At 47.0% G+C, this 15,396-nt stretch carries 14 protein-coding genes and 2 pseudogenes; 9 read left to right on the top strand and 7 right to left on the bottom strand.

Features of this window, described 5'->3' with window-relative positions:
* Positions 1-11 precede the first annotated feature (11 nt).
* Together DI44_RS0117110 and nsrR are read right to left on the bottom strand one after the other, a co-directional pair.
* The gene (locus tag DI44_RS0117110; RefSeq protein ID WP_020755390.1) at positions 12-206 is read right to left on the bottom strand and encodes a hypothetical protein; all 195 of its coding nucleotides are present in this window, start codon (positions 204-206) and stop codon (positions 12-14) included.
* A 103-nt stretch (positions 207-309) separates the two neighbouring features.
* Complete coding sequence (gene nsrR / locus DI44_RS08090; RefSeq protein WP_011231230.1) at positions 310-753, bottom strand: nitric oxide-sensing transcriptional repressor NsrR; 444 nt, start codon at positions 751-753, stop codon at positions 310-312.
* Between the two features lie 171 nt (positions 754-924).
* On the opposite strand from nsrR, the gene hmpA reads away from it, so the two are divergent.
* From hmpA to DI44_RS0117105, 8 genes are all read left to right on the top strand, one after another.
* On the top strand, positions 925-2,160 hold the full coding sequence (hmpA, locus tag DI44_RS08095; RefSeq protein WP_011231229.1) for an NO-inducible flavohemoprotein: 1,236 nt from the start codon (positions 925-927) through the stop codon (positions 2,158-2,160).
* Between the two features lie 223 nt (positions 2,161-2,383).
* Positions 2,384-3,286 (top strand): formyltetrahydrofolate deformylase, encoded by a 903-nt coding sequence (gene purU / locus DI44_RS08100; protein WP_013523764.1) that lies wholly within the window; start codon positions 2,384-2,386, stop codon positions 3,284-3,286.
* Positions 3,287-3,395: 109 nt separating this feature from the next.
* Entirely contained in the window at positions 3,396-3,770 is a 375-nt protein-coding gene (locus DI44_RS08105; RefSeq protein WP_011231227.1) for a helix-turn-helix transcriptional regulator, read from the top strand.
* A gap of 126 nt (positions 3,771-3,896) precedes the next feature.
* The gene (locus DI44_RS08110) at positions 3,897-4,772 is read left to right on the top strand and encodes a MoxR family ATPase (RefSeq protein WP_011231226.1); all 876 of its coding nucleotides are present in this window, start codon (positions 3,897-3,899) and stop codon (positions 4,770-4,772) included.
* 10 nt (positions 4,773-4,782) lie between these two features.
* The gene (locus DI44_RS08115; protein WP_033025403.1) at positions 4,783-6,687 is read left to right on the top strand and encodes a hypothetical protein; all 1,905 of its coding nucleotides are present in this window, start codon (positions 4,783-4,785) and stop codon (positions 6,685-6,687) included.
* A 17-nt stretch (positions 6,688-6,704) separates the two neighbouring features.
* The gene (locus DI44_RS08120) at positions 6,705-7,946 is read left to right on the top strand and encodes a hypothetical protein (protein ID WP_020279471.1); all 1,242 of its coding nucleotides are present in this window, start codon (positions 6,705-6,707) and stop codon (positions 7,944-7,946) included.
* A gap of 258 nt (positions 7,947-8,204) precedes the next feature.
* Entirely contained in the window at positions 8,205-8,399 is a 195-nt protein-coding gene (locus DI44_RS08125; protein ID WP_011231223.1) for a hypothetical protein, read from the top strand.
* Positions 8,400-8,836: 437 nt separating this feature from the next.
* Positions 8,837-9,199: a tyrosine-type recombinase/integrase gene (locus DI44_RS0117105; RefSeq protein WP_347229974.1), complete on the top strand. Its 363-nt coding sequence runs from the start codon at positions 8,837-8,839 to the stop codon at positions 9,197-9,199.
* A gap of 586 nt (positions 9,200-9,785) precedes the next feature.
* Here the strand turns inward: DI44_RS0117105 and DI44_RS08135 are convergent.
* From DI44_RS08135 to DI44_RS08145, 4 genes and pseudogenes are all read right to left on the bottom strand, one after another.
* Positions 9,786-10,661 carry a hypothetical protein gene (locus DI44_RS08135; protein ID WP_033025400.1) on the bottom strand — a complete coding sequence of 292 codons (876 nt, stop codon included), beginning with the start codon at positions 10,659-10,661 and terminating at the stop codon, positions 9,786-9,788.
* A 476-nt stretch (positions 10,662-11,137) separates the two neighbouring features.
* Positions 11,138-11,320: pseudogene (locus tag DI44_RS18060) on the bottom strand (AAA family ATPase); the annotation flags it as partial.
* 1 nt (position 11,321) lies between these two features.
* Positions 11,322-11,557: pseudogene (locus tag DI44_RS18055) on the bottom strand (hypothetical protein); the annotation flags it as partial.
* A 243-nt stretch (positions 11,558-11,800) separates the two neighbouring features.
* The gene (locus tag DI44_RS08145; protein WP_033025397.1) at positions 11,801-12,106 is read right to left on the bottom strand and encodes a hypothetical protein; all 306 of its coding nucleotides are present in this window, start codon (positions 12,104-12,106) and stop codon (positions 11,801-11,803) included.
* A gap of 389 nt (positions 12,107-12,495) precedes the next feature.
* On the opposite strand from DI44_RS08145, the gene DI44_RS08150 reads away from it, so the two are divergent.
* Positions 12,496-14,703 carry a glycerophosphodiester phosphodiesterase family protein gene (locus tag DI44_RS08150; RefSeq protein WP_033025395.1) on the top strand — a complete coding sequence of 736 codons (2,208 nt, stop codon included), beginning with the start codon at positions 12,496-12,498 and terminating at the stop codon, positions 14,701-14,703.
* A gap of 16 nt (positions 14,704-14,719) precedes the next feature.
* Here DI44_RS08150 and DI44_RS0117100 read toward each other — a convergent pair whose 3' ends face one another.
* On the bottom strand, positions 14,720-15,235 hold the full coding sequence (locus DI44_RS0117100; RefSeq protein ID WP_277813381.1) for a hypothetical protein: 516 nt from the start codon (positions 15,233-15,235) through the stop codon (positions 14,720-14,722).
* Positions 15,236-15,396: the final 161 nt, after the last annotated feature.

Here is a 15,396-nt window from a genome sequence, read left to right as displayed (position 1 = left end):
TGCAGATGTTTTCACACCTTTCTAATCTTAATATATTCTTCGTCTTGTGGCAAACAAAGGGGATGTGATCGGCCGGTGCCGGACGTATTCATCCCGCCGCCCATGTTTGACGACTGGTTTCGTTTTTCCAACTGATGATCGTTCTTGCCGCCACATCCCGCGCAAAGGCCGAGCGCCAAGGTGCCAATCGCCGCAAAGGCCGCCATCGGTTTCGCATCATCCCGCGTCTTCCTTCCGTAGAGCGATGCTTAGTGATCGTGTGCCTGCCAAACACCAAAAAACTCTCCAGCTTATAGCCAGAAAGTTTCCTCAACCGCGCCGCTCTTTCAATAAAGAACGAAGCGACGCTCGGTCTTCAAGCAAGTCGGCGAGCGTATACGCATCCAGCACACGCAAAAACGCCTCTAACGCCTCGTGAAGTGCGAAGCGAAGCCGACATACCGGCGTTAAGACGCACTCATTGCCGTGGGCGGCAAAACACTCGACAAGCGACAAGTTTTCCTCCGTTTCGCGAACAACCGCGCCGATGACAATCTCCGCGGGGCGTTTCGCAAGGCGGATTCCACCGTTGCGCCCACGGATCGTTTCAATGTAGCCGAGTTTGCCAAGCTCATAGACGATTTTGCTTAAATGATGCTCTGAAATGGAAAAGGCAGCGGCAATGTCTTTGATGTTCGTTTTTTCTTCTTCATCAAGCGCGCCTAAAAACAAGAGGACGCGCAAGGCGTATTCCGTATAGTTCGTCAACTGCATCGTGATTCACAACCTTTAAGCGACATTCTTGATCCCATTGTACCACACCTGATTCGAACGGAGAATTGTGAACAATTTATTAAAGATGTATTTGAAATATTGTTTTTTCGCAATGCTCATGGTTGAATAAAAGATGTATTAAAAATACATGTTTTACAAGGGGATGAAATCATGACAACGACAACGAAATTGCATCCAAAAACGATTGAAATTGTGAAATCAACGGTGCCTGTCTTGGAAACACATGGCGAACAAATTACGAAGCGGTTTTATGAACTCATGTTTTCCAATCATCCGGAACTGCTCCATATTTTCAACCACGCCAACCAAAAGCAAGGGCGGCAGCAACGCGCCTTGGCCGCAGCCGTGTATGCGGCAGCGCGCTATATCGACCAGCTTGATGCTATTTTGCCGGTTGTGCGGCAAATCGGCCATAAACACCGCAGCTTAGGAATCAAACCAGAACAATACCCGATCGTCGGAAAGCATTTGTTGCTGGCGATCAAAGACGTGCTCGGCGACGCCGCCACCGACGAAGTGATCACGGCTTGGGCGGAAGCATATGAAGCCATTGCGTCCGTTTTCATTCAAGTGGAAAAAGAGCTCTACGATGAGGCAGCGGCCAAACACGGAGGCTGGCGTGACTTTCGCCGATTTGTCGTCGTGAAAAAGGTGAAAGAAAGCGGCGTCATTACTTCGTTTTATTTGGAGCCGGAAGACGGCAAGGCCATCAGTGATTATTTGCCGGGTCAATACGTGAGCGTCAAACTGTCGATTCCGGGCGAGACGTATACGCATATTCGCCAATACAGCTTATCGGATGCACCTGGAAAAGGGTATTACCGCATCAGCGTCAAACGGGAAGCAGCTACAGCGGACAAGCCGGCCGGCATTGTTTCCAACTATTTGCATGATCATGTCCAAGAGGGCGACGTGCTCGAGCTTAGCGCTCCAGCCGGCGATTTTACGCTTGATTTGTCCAAAACGACGCCGGTTGTGTTCATCAGCGGCGGCGTCGGCATCACTCCGCTTTTGAGCATGGCGCATACGTTGGCCATCCGCCAACCGACCCGCCCAGCGGCGTTTTTGCATGCTGCTTTGAATGGCCGCGTGCACGCGTTTGATAAGGAGCTTCGGATGTTGGCGGAACGCCCGTCATTTTCTTACCGTATTTGTTACGAGTCGCCATCCGACGAGGACCGCCGCCATCCACATTTTGGCAAAGAAGGGCGGATCGACCTCGCATGGATGCAATCCGTGATCCCGACGAAAGACGCAGACTTTTATTTCTGCGGCCCGATGCCGTTTATGAAAACCGTCTATCGTGCCCTAAAACAATGGAGTGTGCCAGAGGAGCACATCCATTACGAATTTTTCGGCCCGGCCGGCGATTTGACGAAAGACTGAGAGAGGTTTTTCGCTTGCCAGGGGGATGACCCAAAAGGGTCATTTTTCTTAACAAAACACAACATATTGTTTCTTAATGATTGTTTTATACCTATATACGGTAATAAGAAAGGGTGTCCCGATCCTTTTGGGACACCCTCTTTTGTTATCTTCCCTGTTGGCAAGTTCATGAATTTTTTGTATGATGAATTGCAAGAAAAGCAAGAAAAGGGAGAGACAACGCATGACGACATTTCGCCAACATCGCTGGCAATCATTTTTGCAAGGTTACGAGCAGCGCGCTCGAATCCTTATCTCCTGCCCAGATCGCCCGGGCATCGTCGCGGCAGTGACGTCGTTTCTGTACGAACAAGGGGCGAATATCGTTGAATCGAGCCAATATTCGACCGATCCTGAGGGAGGGACGTTTTTTCTCCGCTTGGAGTTCGACTGTCCAAACATCGCCGAGCGAAAAGAAGAGATCGAAGCGGCATTTGCCCCGATCGCTGCTGAATTTCAGATGCGTTGGCAGCTTCGGCTGCACAACGACATTCGGCGAATCGCGATTTTTGTCTCCAAAGCCGAGCATTGTCTGCTTGAACTTCTTTGGCAATGGCAGGCGGGAGAGCTGATCGCCGACATCGCCCTTGTCATCAGCAACCACCCCGACTTGCGCGAGACGGTCGAGTCATTTGGCATCCCTTATGTGCATATTCCGGTGACGAAAGAAACGAAAGCGGACGCCGAAGCCGAACAAATCCGTCTGCTTCGCGACTATCAGATCGACACCATCGTGCTTGCCCGCTACATGCAAATTTTGTCGCCGGCGTTTGTCGCTGAATTCCCGGGACGGATCATCAACATCCACCACTCATTTTTGCCCGCCTTTATTGGCGCGCGTCCGTATGAGCGGGCGTATGAGCGCGGCGTCAAATTGATCGGCGCCACATCGCACTACGTCACCGACGATTTGGATGAAGGGCCGATCATTGAGCAGGACGTCGCCCGCGTGGACCACCGCCACCATCCGGACGACTTAAAGCGGATCGGCCGACTGATCGAAAAAACGGTGCTCGCCCGGGCGCTTCGGTGGCATTTGGAAGACCGGGTCATCATCCACGGAAACAAAACGATCGTGTTTTATTGAACCCAAGCGGGAGAGGATTTTTCCTTTCCCGCATGGTATAATGAAGACAAGCAGGATTTGGCCGCCCAAAGAGCGAAATTTCATCCGTAGGGAAGGAGGGAAAAAGCCTATGGGAGAAAAACGGACGCCCAGCGGTTTTCTGTTAAAACAACGTGCGTTTTTAAAATTGTATTTGATTACGCTCACCGAACAGGAGCGGCTCTACGGGCTGAAGCTGCTTGATGTATTGCGCCAAGAGTTCAAGCCGTTCGGCTACCGGCCGAACCACTCCGAAGTGTATAAGGCGCTGCACGATTTGATCGAAGACGGCATTTTAAAACAAGTGAAACAGAAAAAAGAGGGAATGAAGTACCAAGAAGTCGTTTACTATCGGTTCGCCGAGGGCGGACAGGAAAAGGCGAAGCTGTACAAACGCCAGCTCAAAGCGGAGCTTGATCGGTGCGCGGCGCTCATTCGCAAGGCGATTGAGGACAACTTCGGTTGAGAGCGCCTCGTTTTTTCTTTGTTATATTTACATAATATATTTATGGTCTAGTTCTTTTGTTTTGCGTCCCGCCGGGCGATCTAGTAGAATGAGAGGGGAAGATCGCCACAGAGAGGAAGTCAGAAGATGGGAACATGGCCGTTGACGGTCACGAAAGAAATGGAAAAGCGAAAAGAACTGTTCCGCCGCGATCCGGATCGCGCGTTGATTGGAGCGGGCGGGTACAAGGCGGCAGATGAGGCGATCGTGCACGATGCCGCCATTGCGCTCGCGCTTGGGAAAAACGTGCTCTTAAAAGGCCCGACCGGATCGGGAAAAACGCGGCTTGCTGAAACGTTGTCCGCTTTGTTTGGTCAACCGATGCACAGCATCAACTGTTCCGTGGACTTAGACGCCGAAGCATTGCTCGGTTTTAAGACGATCGTGCACAAAAACAGCCAGGCGGTGATCGAGTACGTGCCCGGACCCGTCATCCAGGCGATGACAAAAGGGCATTTGCTATATATTGACGAAATTAATATGGCGAAACCAGAGACGCTGCCGATTTTAAACAGCGTCCTTGACTACCGGCGGCGGCTCACGAATCCGCTCACCGGCGATCTCGTGCAGGCGAAACCGACATTTGGCGTCATCGCCGCGATCAATGAAGGCTATATTGGCACCGTACCGCTCAATGAGGCGCTCAAAAACCGGTTTGTCGTCATCAATGTGCCGTATGTGCAAGGAGAAACATTAAAATCGGTATTGTTGGCGCAAACTACATTAACGGATGAGACGTTGATCGATCGTTTCGTCGCCCTGTCGGCTGATCTGCTTGTGCAGGTGCGAAACGGACAAATCGCCGAGGAAGCGGCTTCGGTGCGCGCTTTGTTGGATGCGTGCGATTTGGCGGCGTACATGCCGCCATTGCGGGCCATTGAACGAAGCATCGTCGATAAGCTCGACGATGAACGGGAACGGGCCGCAGTGCGCAACATCGCTGAAACGTGGTTTGACGAATAGGAGGCTCGGCATGGAGCGGTTTATGATGTTCAATGACCGAACGGTCGACTCGAGTTTGGTCATGCAGCTTTCTGACCTCGCCCAAACGCTCATGCGCCGCCGCGACGTTGCCATCCAGTTCGCCGCCCATTCCGGCGTGCATTGTGTCAAGCCGGTCGTTTACGTCAGCCATTTTTGGGATGGGTATCCACCATTGGAGCGGGAAACGGCAATGAAAAGCGACGTCGGCTTGCGCATCATCGGCACGTATCGGCACACCGACCGATTGGCGGTTCGCGCCTTCCGACATGCGGTGGAATCCCGACCGCTCTCCAAGCTTTCCAAACAGCTGTTTACGTTCGCTGAAGATCTTCGCTTGGAAGCCGTCTGCGAGCGGGAACGTCCCGGGATGAAGCGATGGTTCCGCACGCGCCGCCGCTTGTACCGCCGCTACTTCACTCAGCAATGGCAAGCAAACAGGACGCGCGGCGCTTGGGCTGATCAGTTTTTGGCGGGGATGTATTTGCGGCTCACGGCCAATTCGCCGCTTGATGATGCGCCGCTGGCTCCGATGGCGGATGAAGCGGTGCAGGCGCGCCTTGAAACGTTATGGCCGCAATTTTTTGATGCTTCCTCGACAGCCGAGGTGGCGGACTGGGCGTTCGCCGTTGTGGAACTGATGAAGGACGTGCTGCCTCATGATATGGTCAATGCCTATACATCGCTGCCAATCGTTGAGGATGATGCGGACGAGAAAACGATGACGCTTCAAGATCTCAAACGGACCAACCCATTGGAAAACCGCGATGCCCTTCAAGAGGCGGATGGAGAGGCCAAGCGGCAATTGCTGCCAACGTGGCATCGGGAAACGAGCCGGGCGGGTGGAAGCTTTCTCCGCTTTGAGCTCGAACGAGGCAGCCGCACCGAGATCATCAGCGATGAGGCGAGGCCGGGTGAAGACGGTGATCAGGCGCTGGCCGTCGTGAAAGGAACGTCTCGGCCGACGGCGCGAAACGAGTATGGCCTGGAAGCGCAAGCATCCTTCAGCGAACAGCCGCCGGCTGGAAACAGTGCGCCGTATGGCGAGGCCAACCGCCAAGCCGATCTTGTGCTTCTTCCTTCGTCGCCAAACCTCGCGCATCTTGAGCAATACCGCGCCAAACAGGCGGCGGTGGCGCCGTACCGAAAACGGCTTGTGCGCATCATGGAACAATGGCTTGAACACAAGCGCTCCGCTTGGCGCACGAACTTGCCCGTCGGTCGGCTGCGCAAACAATTGGTGTCGTTTTTCACTGATGAGCGGCCGCGCTTGTTTTACAAAAAAGGCGAGCCGACGCGGCGGTTTGATGCAGTCTTCGGCCTGCTTGTCGATTGCTCGGCTTCGATGCATGACAAAATGGAAGAGACGAAAACCGGGCTCGTTCTTTGCCATGAGGTGCTGAAAACGTTGCGCGTGCCGCACCAAATTGTCGGATTTTGGGAAGATGCGAACGAAGCAGCCGCTTCGCGTCAGCCGAACTATTTGCAGATGGCGGTCTCATTCCATCGCTCGCTTGAGCCGTCGAGCGGCCCGGCGATCCTGCAGCTCGAGCCGCATGAAGATAATCGCGATGGATTGGCGATTCGCTGGATGACCGAACAGCTCCTCAAGCGCCCGGAAGCACAAAAAGTGCTGCTCGTCTTCTCTGACGGCGAACCCGCCGCGTACGGATATGAACAAAACGGCATCATCGATACGCACGAAGCAGTCGCCGAAGCGCGCCGCCGCGGCATTGAGGTCGTCAATCTCTTTTTAGGCCACGGGGCCGACGATGAGTCAACGCGGCGGACGATTGAAAACATCTATGGTCGTTTCCGCGTCTTTGTTCCGCATGTGAGCGCGTTGCCGGATCGGCTGTTGCCGCTCTTGAAAACGTGGTTGCAAAAAAGTTTGTGACAAAAAGGTGGGACCCCATGATCAAATTATTCACTGACAGCGATCTAGACGGCATCGGTTGCGGATTGCTCGCAAAGCTGGCGTTTGCCGAGGTGAACATTTCGTTTTGTTCCTATCGCAATTTGGATGAACGGGTCGTCCAATTCTTGCAAAGCGACGAGGCCAACGGCGCCATGTTGTTTATCACCGACTTGGCCGTCGGCAAGGAAGTGGAACAGCAACTCGCCGAACGGGCGGCGCGCGGCGGCCATGTGCAAGTGATCGACCACCACGTGACGGCGCTTCATTTCAATGACTACCCGTGGGGACAGGTGGTGCCGGTGAGGGATGATGGCAAAAAGACGTGCGCCACCTCGCTCTTTTACGACTATCTCGTCCGCGAGGGAAAACTCGCACCTAATGAAACGCTAGATGGGTTCGTCGAGCTCGTCCGCCAATACGACACGTGGGAATGGGAAGAGAATGGGAATTTGCAAGCGAAGCGGCTGAATGATTTGTTGACGATTTTCGGGCTTGACGGCTTTTGGGAGACGATGAGCGAGCGGCTCGCCTCCAGAGAACCGTTCTCCTTGACCGAGACGGAAGAGCTGCTTCTCGATATGGAAGAGAAGAAAATTCAGCGTTACATTCGGCAAAAGCAAAAACAACTTGTTCAGCGCTGGCTTGGTGACTATTGCATCGGCGTCGTCTTTGCCGAGCGCCATTTGTCGGAATTGGGCAATGCGTTATCCAAGCGTTATCCTCATCTTGACTTGATCGCTTTAGTCAACATGGGGACGAAACATATTGGCTTTCGCACCATTCATGATGACGTCAACGTCGCTGAGTTTGCCCTGCAATTCGGTGGCGGCGGCCATCCCAAGGCGTCCGGCTGTTTGATCGATGATACAACATTTCCGCTGTTTGTCGTCGAGACGTTCCCGCTTCTGCCGGTATACGGTGATGCGGAACAAAACCAATTGAACAAAAAAGACGAGGCCGAAGGAGTGTTTTGGACAAATCACCATGGCCAATGGTGGCTGAGTCGTAAAACCGCTCAAGGTTGGAACGTGTATGCCGATGGGGGAGAGACCCATACGTTCCCAGAGGAAATCGCCGGCGAACGCTGGCTGAAGCGGCAGTTTGCCGCTGGCCTTGCCCATGATGCAGCCGTGCTCGACTTTTTAAGCGTTCGGCTCGGACGAGACAAAGATGCCATTCAAGCCGACTATAAAGCGGCCGTCAAACAATACAAGCAACAAACCGGCATTGAATCATGATGCCGGTTTTCTTTTTCTAAGAAACTGAACTGTGCTAAATCGGATTGCGGCGCTAACCGGCAAGGTCATCACAACCCGCAAGGTCCAACAGCCACATATGCGCAAAAAGAAAAAGGTGTTCCGATCTCTTTTAGGAAGGATTGGGACACCTTTATTTGTTGCGGAAACGCCGAAGAGAAAATGTTAACATAATTGTAACAGTTTTTGTGTTTAGGAAAAACAGTCTTTGATTATAATAATAATAGGGAGGTGAAGACGGTGAAACAGTATGTCTTTTCCTTCTACACAGTCCAAGGGAAAACGATTGTGTGGGAAGAGGCCATTCCGGCATCTGGGATGATGGAAGCCTTTTCAAAAGCCCAACGGCTTCTGGTGAAACATAAGCAAGAAAAAGGCGTGCCAGTTCGCGTTCGGTATAAAGGCGTCCGCTATCGTCAAACGGATATTGCCTAAACGAAAGGAGAAAGGATGAGATCATGCGGTCCCTGCAGCTGCCGACGCGCAGTGGGTAACGTGCAGCTTCTTGAATGAGAATCAAGAGGCTGCGCGTTTTTATTTTATTTTAGGTGGGCGTGTCGATGGGCGTTTTTTTGTTTTGTCTCACTATTATGAGACTACTTGTTATCGAAACAGACTCTTTCGTAACTTCTTATAATTTATATTATGTCAACCGGAATTTAAAAAATATAAAGCAGTTATTAGTTACTTAACTTCCCTTTCTTTAATTTTATAAAATTCTTCGCTAAATGATTTGTCACGCTTCAACCATGTATAATACGTTCCTAATGTAATTCCAACTGTTTCACATGCTTGATGAACGCAATAACTTTTTCGATATTCATCGATAAAAGCTTTTTTTCTTGCTGCAACAGCTTGTTTTGTCTTTTTAAATTTCAACAAAAACAATTGATTTATCTAACAACACGATACGTATTTATGGGAAAGGAAAAAAAGAGCGCTTACTCCCCCTTCATCCCATGGTTGTCCCATTAATTAAAAGCTATATGGAAAGTTTAGAAGAATATCAGCTCCATCCTTCCCAACCGGTATTTCTAAATAAAAATGGCAAAAAACTGAATCCGCGTGGTTTACATAAGATATTTAAAGAAATCTTACAAAAAGCAGGTCTGCCACCTCAACGGTTCTCACTCCATCATTTGCGGCATACGTTTGCTACCTTGTTGATACAAGAAAATAAAGAAAATGTTGATTTGCGTACCGTACAAGAACTACTCGCGGTCATGAAAGTTTAGTCACGACGCAAGTATACACGCATGTTGACTTTGAGCAAAAGAAAAAAGCGATTGAAACATTTAACATATTTTGAAACCTGCTTAGTACGGAAATAACTACCCTAGCTGGGTAGTTATTTTCCCGTGTGAATATGAGTTGGCGGATACAAAGGTGTTTTTTGCAAGAAAAAAGTGCAGAGTATTGCAGTATATAAATTCGTTTATATCGAATAAAAATTCAATCTGAATTCTCGCTATTGAGGGCTTGACATGGAGCCTCTGCAGCCATGATTCTTTTGCCAAGCGGCCAGCTGCAATAGATTTGGCAAACCCAAACAGGTTATCATGGCTGCCCCTCCATGTAAAGCCTCTCTGCATAACCATTTGCATAAAAATTTTGCACATCTCTGCACTTTAATTTTGCAATAAACAACCTGTTTTGAAGTATCGCTTCGATTGACTCGAAAGAAAAATATTAGGGTGCGAAATTGTGAACGATACTTCTTATAAATATTAATGCAGCAATTATAAGAACAACTAAAATTATCGTTAGTGTTATTGCTTCTATGTTTTAGTAATGAACCAATGAGAAGCAGCTTGCGTGCAATCATATACACATTTTTAAAAGTTCTTTTAATTGTCCCCAACATTGATTTTCTTGCCAATATTTATTATTCGCTGTCGATGGATGTGGCAGAGGAATGATATATATTTTTTTATCTTTTACCTTTAATACCGTTTTAAAAGCAACGGAGTTTGAATAAGTTCCCCCAGCTTCTATATTAAACTGATAATCTCCGTTCCTTTTTATTCTAATATTTATATTAACCTTCTTATTTTCAGTATGTAATATATTAAAATCGTCCTCTAAAGTTGCTCCTTTGTTAAAGATTTTTACTAAAAAATAAGTTACTTCTTCAGAAAAAGAGAATATAAAACATTCATTTTTTATTTGATTTATTCTTTCTTCAAGGAATCTGAACTCAACTTCTTCAAAATATTTTATGAACGAACCCTTACTTCCTAAACCACTTACCTTATTATCATGATCGACTAATACAGTTTTGACTAGTTCTGTAAAACAAAAATCTAGTTCTCGCCCTTTAATTTCCGCTAGCAGCCTATAAATCTTATCTAATCTCTTATATATACCCGTACCGGATTGAATAATTTTTTTATAGAAATCATTGCAAAAGGTATTCCAATCTTGCTTCGATCTATCGTATTCCTGCTTTAAATACTTATTAACTAATCCATATACTGTAGATACAAACATGACAGAAGGTTTACTTCCAAAATTCTCGGTTAAGATATCTGGGCATGGAGAACAGCCTGTATTAATTTCTCTTATTATGTTATCAATAGAAAAATATTTTGCGTCTAGTAAATTTAGACCGGCTCTGTCATTTGTATTTAGATTTATCCAAATTTCATCATTGATCTTATCATCCATTTTTAATTTTAATTTATTGGTAAATGCCATGTACCCCTTACTCCTTTGTAATTTTTTTATTTACTTATTCTTCTCGATTAGCTTTAATTCCTTCTTAAACTAAACTGTCTTATTATGCCCCAGTTGACCTAAAAAAGAAGAAGATCAAATGACCTTCTTCTTGAATACTTTGGTGACAGATAGGTTTCTACTGCTATCTCGAAAATATGAAATTGTAGAACATGAAGATTTGAAACGTTCGATTTGTTGTCAATCAAGACAGCTCCTTATTAAGCTTATACAGATACTAAGCTGTAAATTAGCACATTATTTCAGAATCCCTTTTTCAAATTATTTCAGGTGGATTCGGAAATAATGTGCAAAATTTTTGCGGATTGTTCCGGATTTTGCACATTCTTTCGGAACGTTTGCACGCTCTTTCAGATGAAGATTTCCAGCGCGCCTGATGGACCGATGGAAAATGGAAAAGTGAAAGCACAAAAGAGGCCGATTCGGCCCCTTTCGTGCTAATACCCCATTTCCTCTGCGGCCATGCGCACCACTTCTTCGTCAATGGCGTCCTTTTTCAGCTGATACCCGTATAACAGGCACGTCGTGGCCAACGTGTTGATCACCCGAGGCCATCCCCGCGACTGCAGGGCAATCGCCTCTAACGCCGATGGAGTGAAGATCAGATGCTTCGCCCCGGCCTAGGAGGAAAGAAGGCAGCACACTCACGGTTTTGCGACACTCTCGCGAGCGTATCGTGCGATCCAAAGGCGATACTCCCCCTCTGCCGTCAACGCATAGCGTTGGTAGTATCCGTGACGATGCAAGGGGCGGCGGGATGGACAGTGGGGGCATTGGTTCACGTCGGGAAAATCGTTCCCTTTCCCACGATCCGTATACGTTTGAATGTCAATGCCAAAGTCGTGAAACTGGATCACACTTCCTCCCCCCTCATTGAAACGAATGGAAATCTTTGTCCGAATCAATTCACAAAAAATTTAGCACATTCCTTCAGAAAAGGGGAGAGGGCTTTCTGAAAGAATGTGCAAAAAAATGGGCGTTTTGTGCTGAAATATTTTGACGCTACCTTTTATAAGTAACCTGCTTCGTAACTTGAATAAGAAAAAGGCTCTACTCCTTATTGAAGTAAAGCACCCGTTTGTTGAAGAAGAATTGATTTTTTAATCGCCTGCAATATGCACTTTCCCAATATTTGACCTAGAAATTTTGTCAATAAACTCTTGATATTCGTTACGTTTATTGTGCGAAATAAACATTTTATAATTGTTGAGGTCTGTAATAAGATTTTTAAGTCTTTCACCCGAAAAAGTTTCATCACTAGCATAAAAGTCACTTAACGTTCTAAGTTCCAAATAACTACGCCACAATTTCTTTGAATTAAATATTTCATTGTGCAGACTTTCTGTTATTTCAAATATCCCAACCTCTCGACCTTCTCTATCATATAATACGACATCAAACCCCATATAAAAGCACCACCATTTTTTATTTCGGTATGGACGGAATCATTTTTTCAAATAATATATTTATCTCGATGTGCTTGGCAAAGCACTAATCGAATCGATGAAAAGCTGAAAGTTCTTTAAAAAACGTTCAAGTTTGACCATTACAACATGTGGCCCGCTTTTCCTTCGTAATAATGGAACAGCCTTGTTTTGCCTTTGTTCTTGGACATGGTCCGAACTTCTCCCAAAAAAACGCACGCAAAGCAATCAAAACGTTTGATTTTGCTTCCATCTAAATTTTTTATATTTTTACAGTTTTTTAAACTTAATTCCATATTCACTTTACCCTTATTTTTTACAATAACCATGTCGAAAGAAATCCATTCTTGGAAAGGGAGAGTGAAGAATCAGTGAAAAAATCAACAAAAATCGGTTTGTCTCTTTCGATGTCGTTAGGATTAATGGCCCCTTATTTTTCGACAGAAGCCAGTGCTGCTGAACAGAACCGCCATCCGTCCACATTGCAGCCTATCGTCGAGAGCGGCGAAGTCATCGCCCACCGCGGCGCTTCCGGCTATGCACCTGAACATACATTGGTTGCGTATGAAAAAGCCATTCAGATGAAAGCGGATTATGTAGAGTTAGATTTGCATATGACGAAAGATGGGGAATTGGTTGCGATTCATGATTCCACATTAACAAGAACAACGAACGTGGAAGAAGTGTATCCCAACCGTGCCCCTTGGAAGGTAAAAGACTTTACGCTTGCCGAAATCAAACGGCTGGATGCTGGATCTTGGTTTAATCAGACACATCCTGAATACGCCAAAAAACAGTATGCACAAGAGAAAATTCCAACCCTTCAAGAAGTCATTGACTTCATTAAAAAGAAAGATCGCAAAGTAGCTCTGTACATAGAAACGAAGGACCCGGATGTATATCCAGGAATGGAAGAAAAACTGGTCGATATATTAAAAAAGAACGGATATTTAAAAAAAGGAAAAGTAATTTTCCAATCATTCAGCGAAGCAAGCTTAAGAAAACTGCAGGAAATCGTTCCAGAGGACATTCCGCTTATCCAGCTTTTTAGCCCCAAAATGATTCAAGGCAAAAATCTTGACGATGTCTTCAACCGAACGGCCGAATACGCAGAAGGAGTTGGGCCGGATTACTCTCTCGTTACCCCAACATTGATGCAGGAAGCCCACGAACGCAACATGATCGTCCATCCGTATACGGTGGATACACAAGACAAAATGATCGAACAATTATCTCTGGGCGTTGACGGCATGTTTACAGACTATCCCGATAAATTAGTAGAATTAAACAAAAAACCTTATATTTCCCATGGAATAGCAAGCGGGGAAGTAACGGATACTTCCGCCGTATTATGGGCACGGACAAACAAACCTGCCACCGTACAATTTGAAATTTCCGAGAATGCGTCCTTTCAACACAAAATAATAAAAAAGGCCAAAGCAGTTTCGAAATATGATTTCACCGTACAGGTAAATGTAACAGGATTAAAACCGAATACCACTTATTATTACCGCGTACAGGCTCTTCCAGGCTCTTATCAAGTAACGGGAAGTTTCAAAACAGCGCCAACGTCCAATGACATAATCCCCCTCACAATCGTCTGGGGAGGTGACACAGGAGGCCAGGGGAAAATTCCTCCATTTCGTTCTTTTGCGGCAATGGCAGAATTGAAACCAGATTTCTTCTTATTCAGTGGAGATACGATTTACGCGGATAATGCGACTCCGGCGGTTCCAGCCCCGCCGTCAAAAAACATCGAAGACTTCTGGGCAAAATATAAGGAAAACCGCACAGATCCCAACTTGCGAAAGCTGCTTCAATCAACAAGTGTTTATGCGATTTGGGATGATCACGAGGTCACCAATGATTTTTCTGGACCGATTGAGCCCCTCACTTCGACGGGATTTCGGGCGTTCACCGATTATTGGCCGATGTTAACAGAGCGGAGTACATCCGGCAAGCTTTATCATAAATTTTCATGGGGAAATACGATCGACTTGTTTATCTTAAATAATCGCGGCTACCGTGATTCAAATACCCAGCCGGACAGCGATGAAAAAACGATGCTCGGCCAGGAGCAATTCGAATGGTTAAAACGGGAGCTTTCCAACTCGGATGCTCAAGTCAAGCTTATTGCTTCTTCCGTTCCTATTTCGATTCCAACAGGAAAACCGCATGCGCGTGATGGATGGGCAAACGGCAACCATATCGACCCGAATGACAAAACTGGATATGAGCATGAATTTGCCAAACTTTCTACATTTATTACGAACAACAAGATTAAAAACGTCTATTTTGTCACAGCCGATGTGCATTTTGCGGATATCATCGAATACGATCCTGACCATAACGGGACCGTCGATTATCGTGAGCTGGTAAGCGGGCCGATTGGAGCTGCTATGGGCCAGCCATCAGCGCTTGACCCTACATTTGGACCGAAGCGCTTGTATGCCGAGGGAGGATTTTTTAACTTCGGTGTGATTAAAATTAATCCAGAACGTAAACAAATAACTGCCGAAATTCGCGATGAAAATGGGCGCGTCCATTTTCATATCGACTTTCCAATCGAATCGCAGTAATCACTTTCCAATGTCCTTATTTCTGTAGACGTTTTTGGACAACATAGAGAAATGCGACAAAACCAATCACACAAATGACGATCATATAAGGGAAGAATGGATTCCATCTACCTTCCTTCAACTCTTCCGCCGCCACGTGCTGTGTCGGCGGCTTTCCTTTTCCAAACGCTTCGATGTCCGGCTTGGCGAGCGACAACGGTTTTGTCAGCGAGCAAATTCCTGTGACCCAGTCCGTATCGTCATACGCATAGACAAGATACTCTTTTCCGACTTCAAACGGATACCCGCAATCTGCCTCGTGGAAGCCGGTGTACACGACAACATGTGTTTCGTTTACCCCTTTCCACGTGCGATTGACCGAAAAAACAACCGCGCGCTTCGGAACTCTCTCTCTGATTTCCGGTTCTTTCCGCGTTGTTTCATAAATACGAACGACCTTCCCAGAAAACACCGCATCACTTTTCGTAAACTCTTCCGACGGAGAACGAGGCGGAACGCAGCTACACGCATACGTCTGCGCTCCCCCATACAGGCAAAAAAGGACAGCAATACCAAGCAGCCGCCACCAGCATCATTTCATTAAACCACCCTTTTTCTTTATTAGTCGCAGCCAAAGAGCAGTTGGTTACACATTGGCACCCTTCGCGAGTTCCTCCAGCCGCTTTAACGCTTCCTCCTTCTTGTCATACAGGC

The organism is Geobacillus sp. CAMR5420, assembly GCF_000691465.1.
Lineage (GTDB): Bacteria > Bacillota > Bacilli > Bacillales > Anoxybacillaceae > Geobacillus > Geobacillus thermoleovorans.
This window is presented reverse-complemented; position numbering and strand designations above follow the sequence as displayed.

What these genes read in the sequence shown, in the direction of transcription:
- DI44_RS0117110 (WP_020755390.1), bottom strand. Translation starts at nt 206, where the DNA reads ATGGCGGCCTTTGCGGCGATTGGCACCTTGGCGCTCGGCCTTTGCGCG.
- DI44_RS08120 (WP_020279471.1), top strand. Translation starts at nt 6,705, where the DNA reads ATGATCAAATTATTCACTGACAGCGATCTAGACGGCATCGGTTGCGGA.
- DI44_RS08115 (WP_033025403.1), top strand. Translation starts at nt 4,783, where the DNA reads ATGGAGCGGTTTATGATGTTCAATGACCGAACGGTCGACTCGAGTTTG.
- DI44_RS08110 (WP_011231226.1), top strand. Translation starts at nt 3,897, where the DNA reads ATGGGAACATGGCCGTTGACGGTCACGAAAGAAATGGAAAAGCGAAAA.
- DI44_RS08105 (WP_011231227.1), top strand. Translation starts at nt 3,396, where the DNA reads ATGGGAGAAAAACGGACGCCCAGCGGTTTTCTGTTAAAACAACGTGCG.
- purU (WP_013523764.1), top strand. Translation starts at nt 2,384, where the DNA reads ATGACGACATTTCGCCAACATCGCTGGCAATCATTTTTGCAAGGTTAC.
- DI44_RS08135 (WP_033025400.1), bottom strand. Translation starts at nt 10,661, where the DNA reads ATGGCATTTACCAATAAATTAAAATTAAAAATGGATGATAAGATCAAT.
- nsrR (WP_011231230.1), bottom strand. Translation starts at nt 753, where the DNA reads ATGCAGTTGACGAACTATACGGAATACGCCTTGCGCGTCCTCTTGTTT.
- DI44_RS08145 (WP_033025397.1), bottom strand. Translation starts at nt 12,106, where the DNA reads ATGGGGTTTGATGTCGTATTATATGATAGAGAAGGTCGAGAGGTTGGG.
- hmpA (WP_011231229.1), top strand. Translation starts at nt 925, where the DNA reads ATGACAACGACAACGAAATTGCATCCAAAAACGATTGAAATTGTGAAA.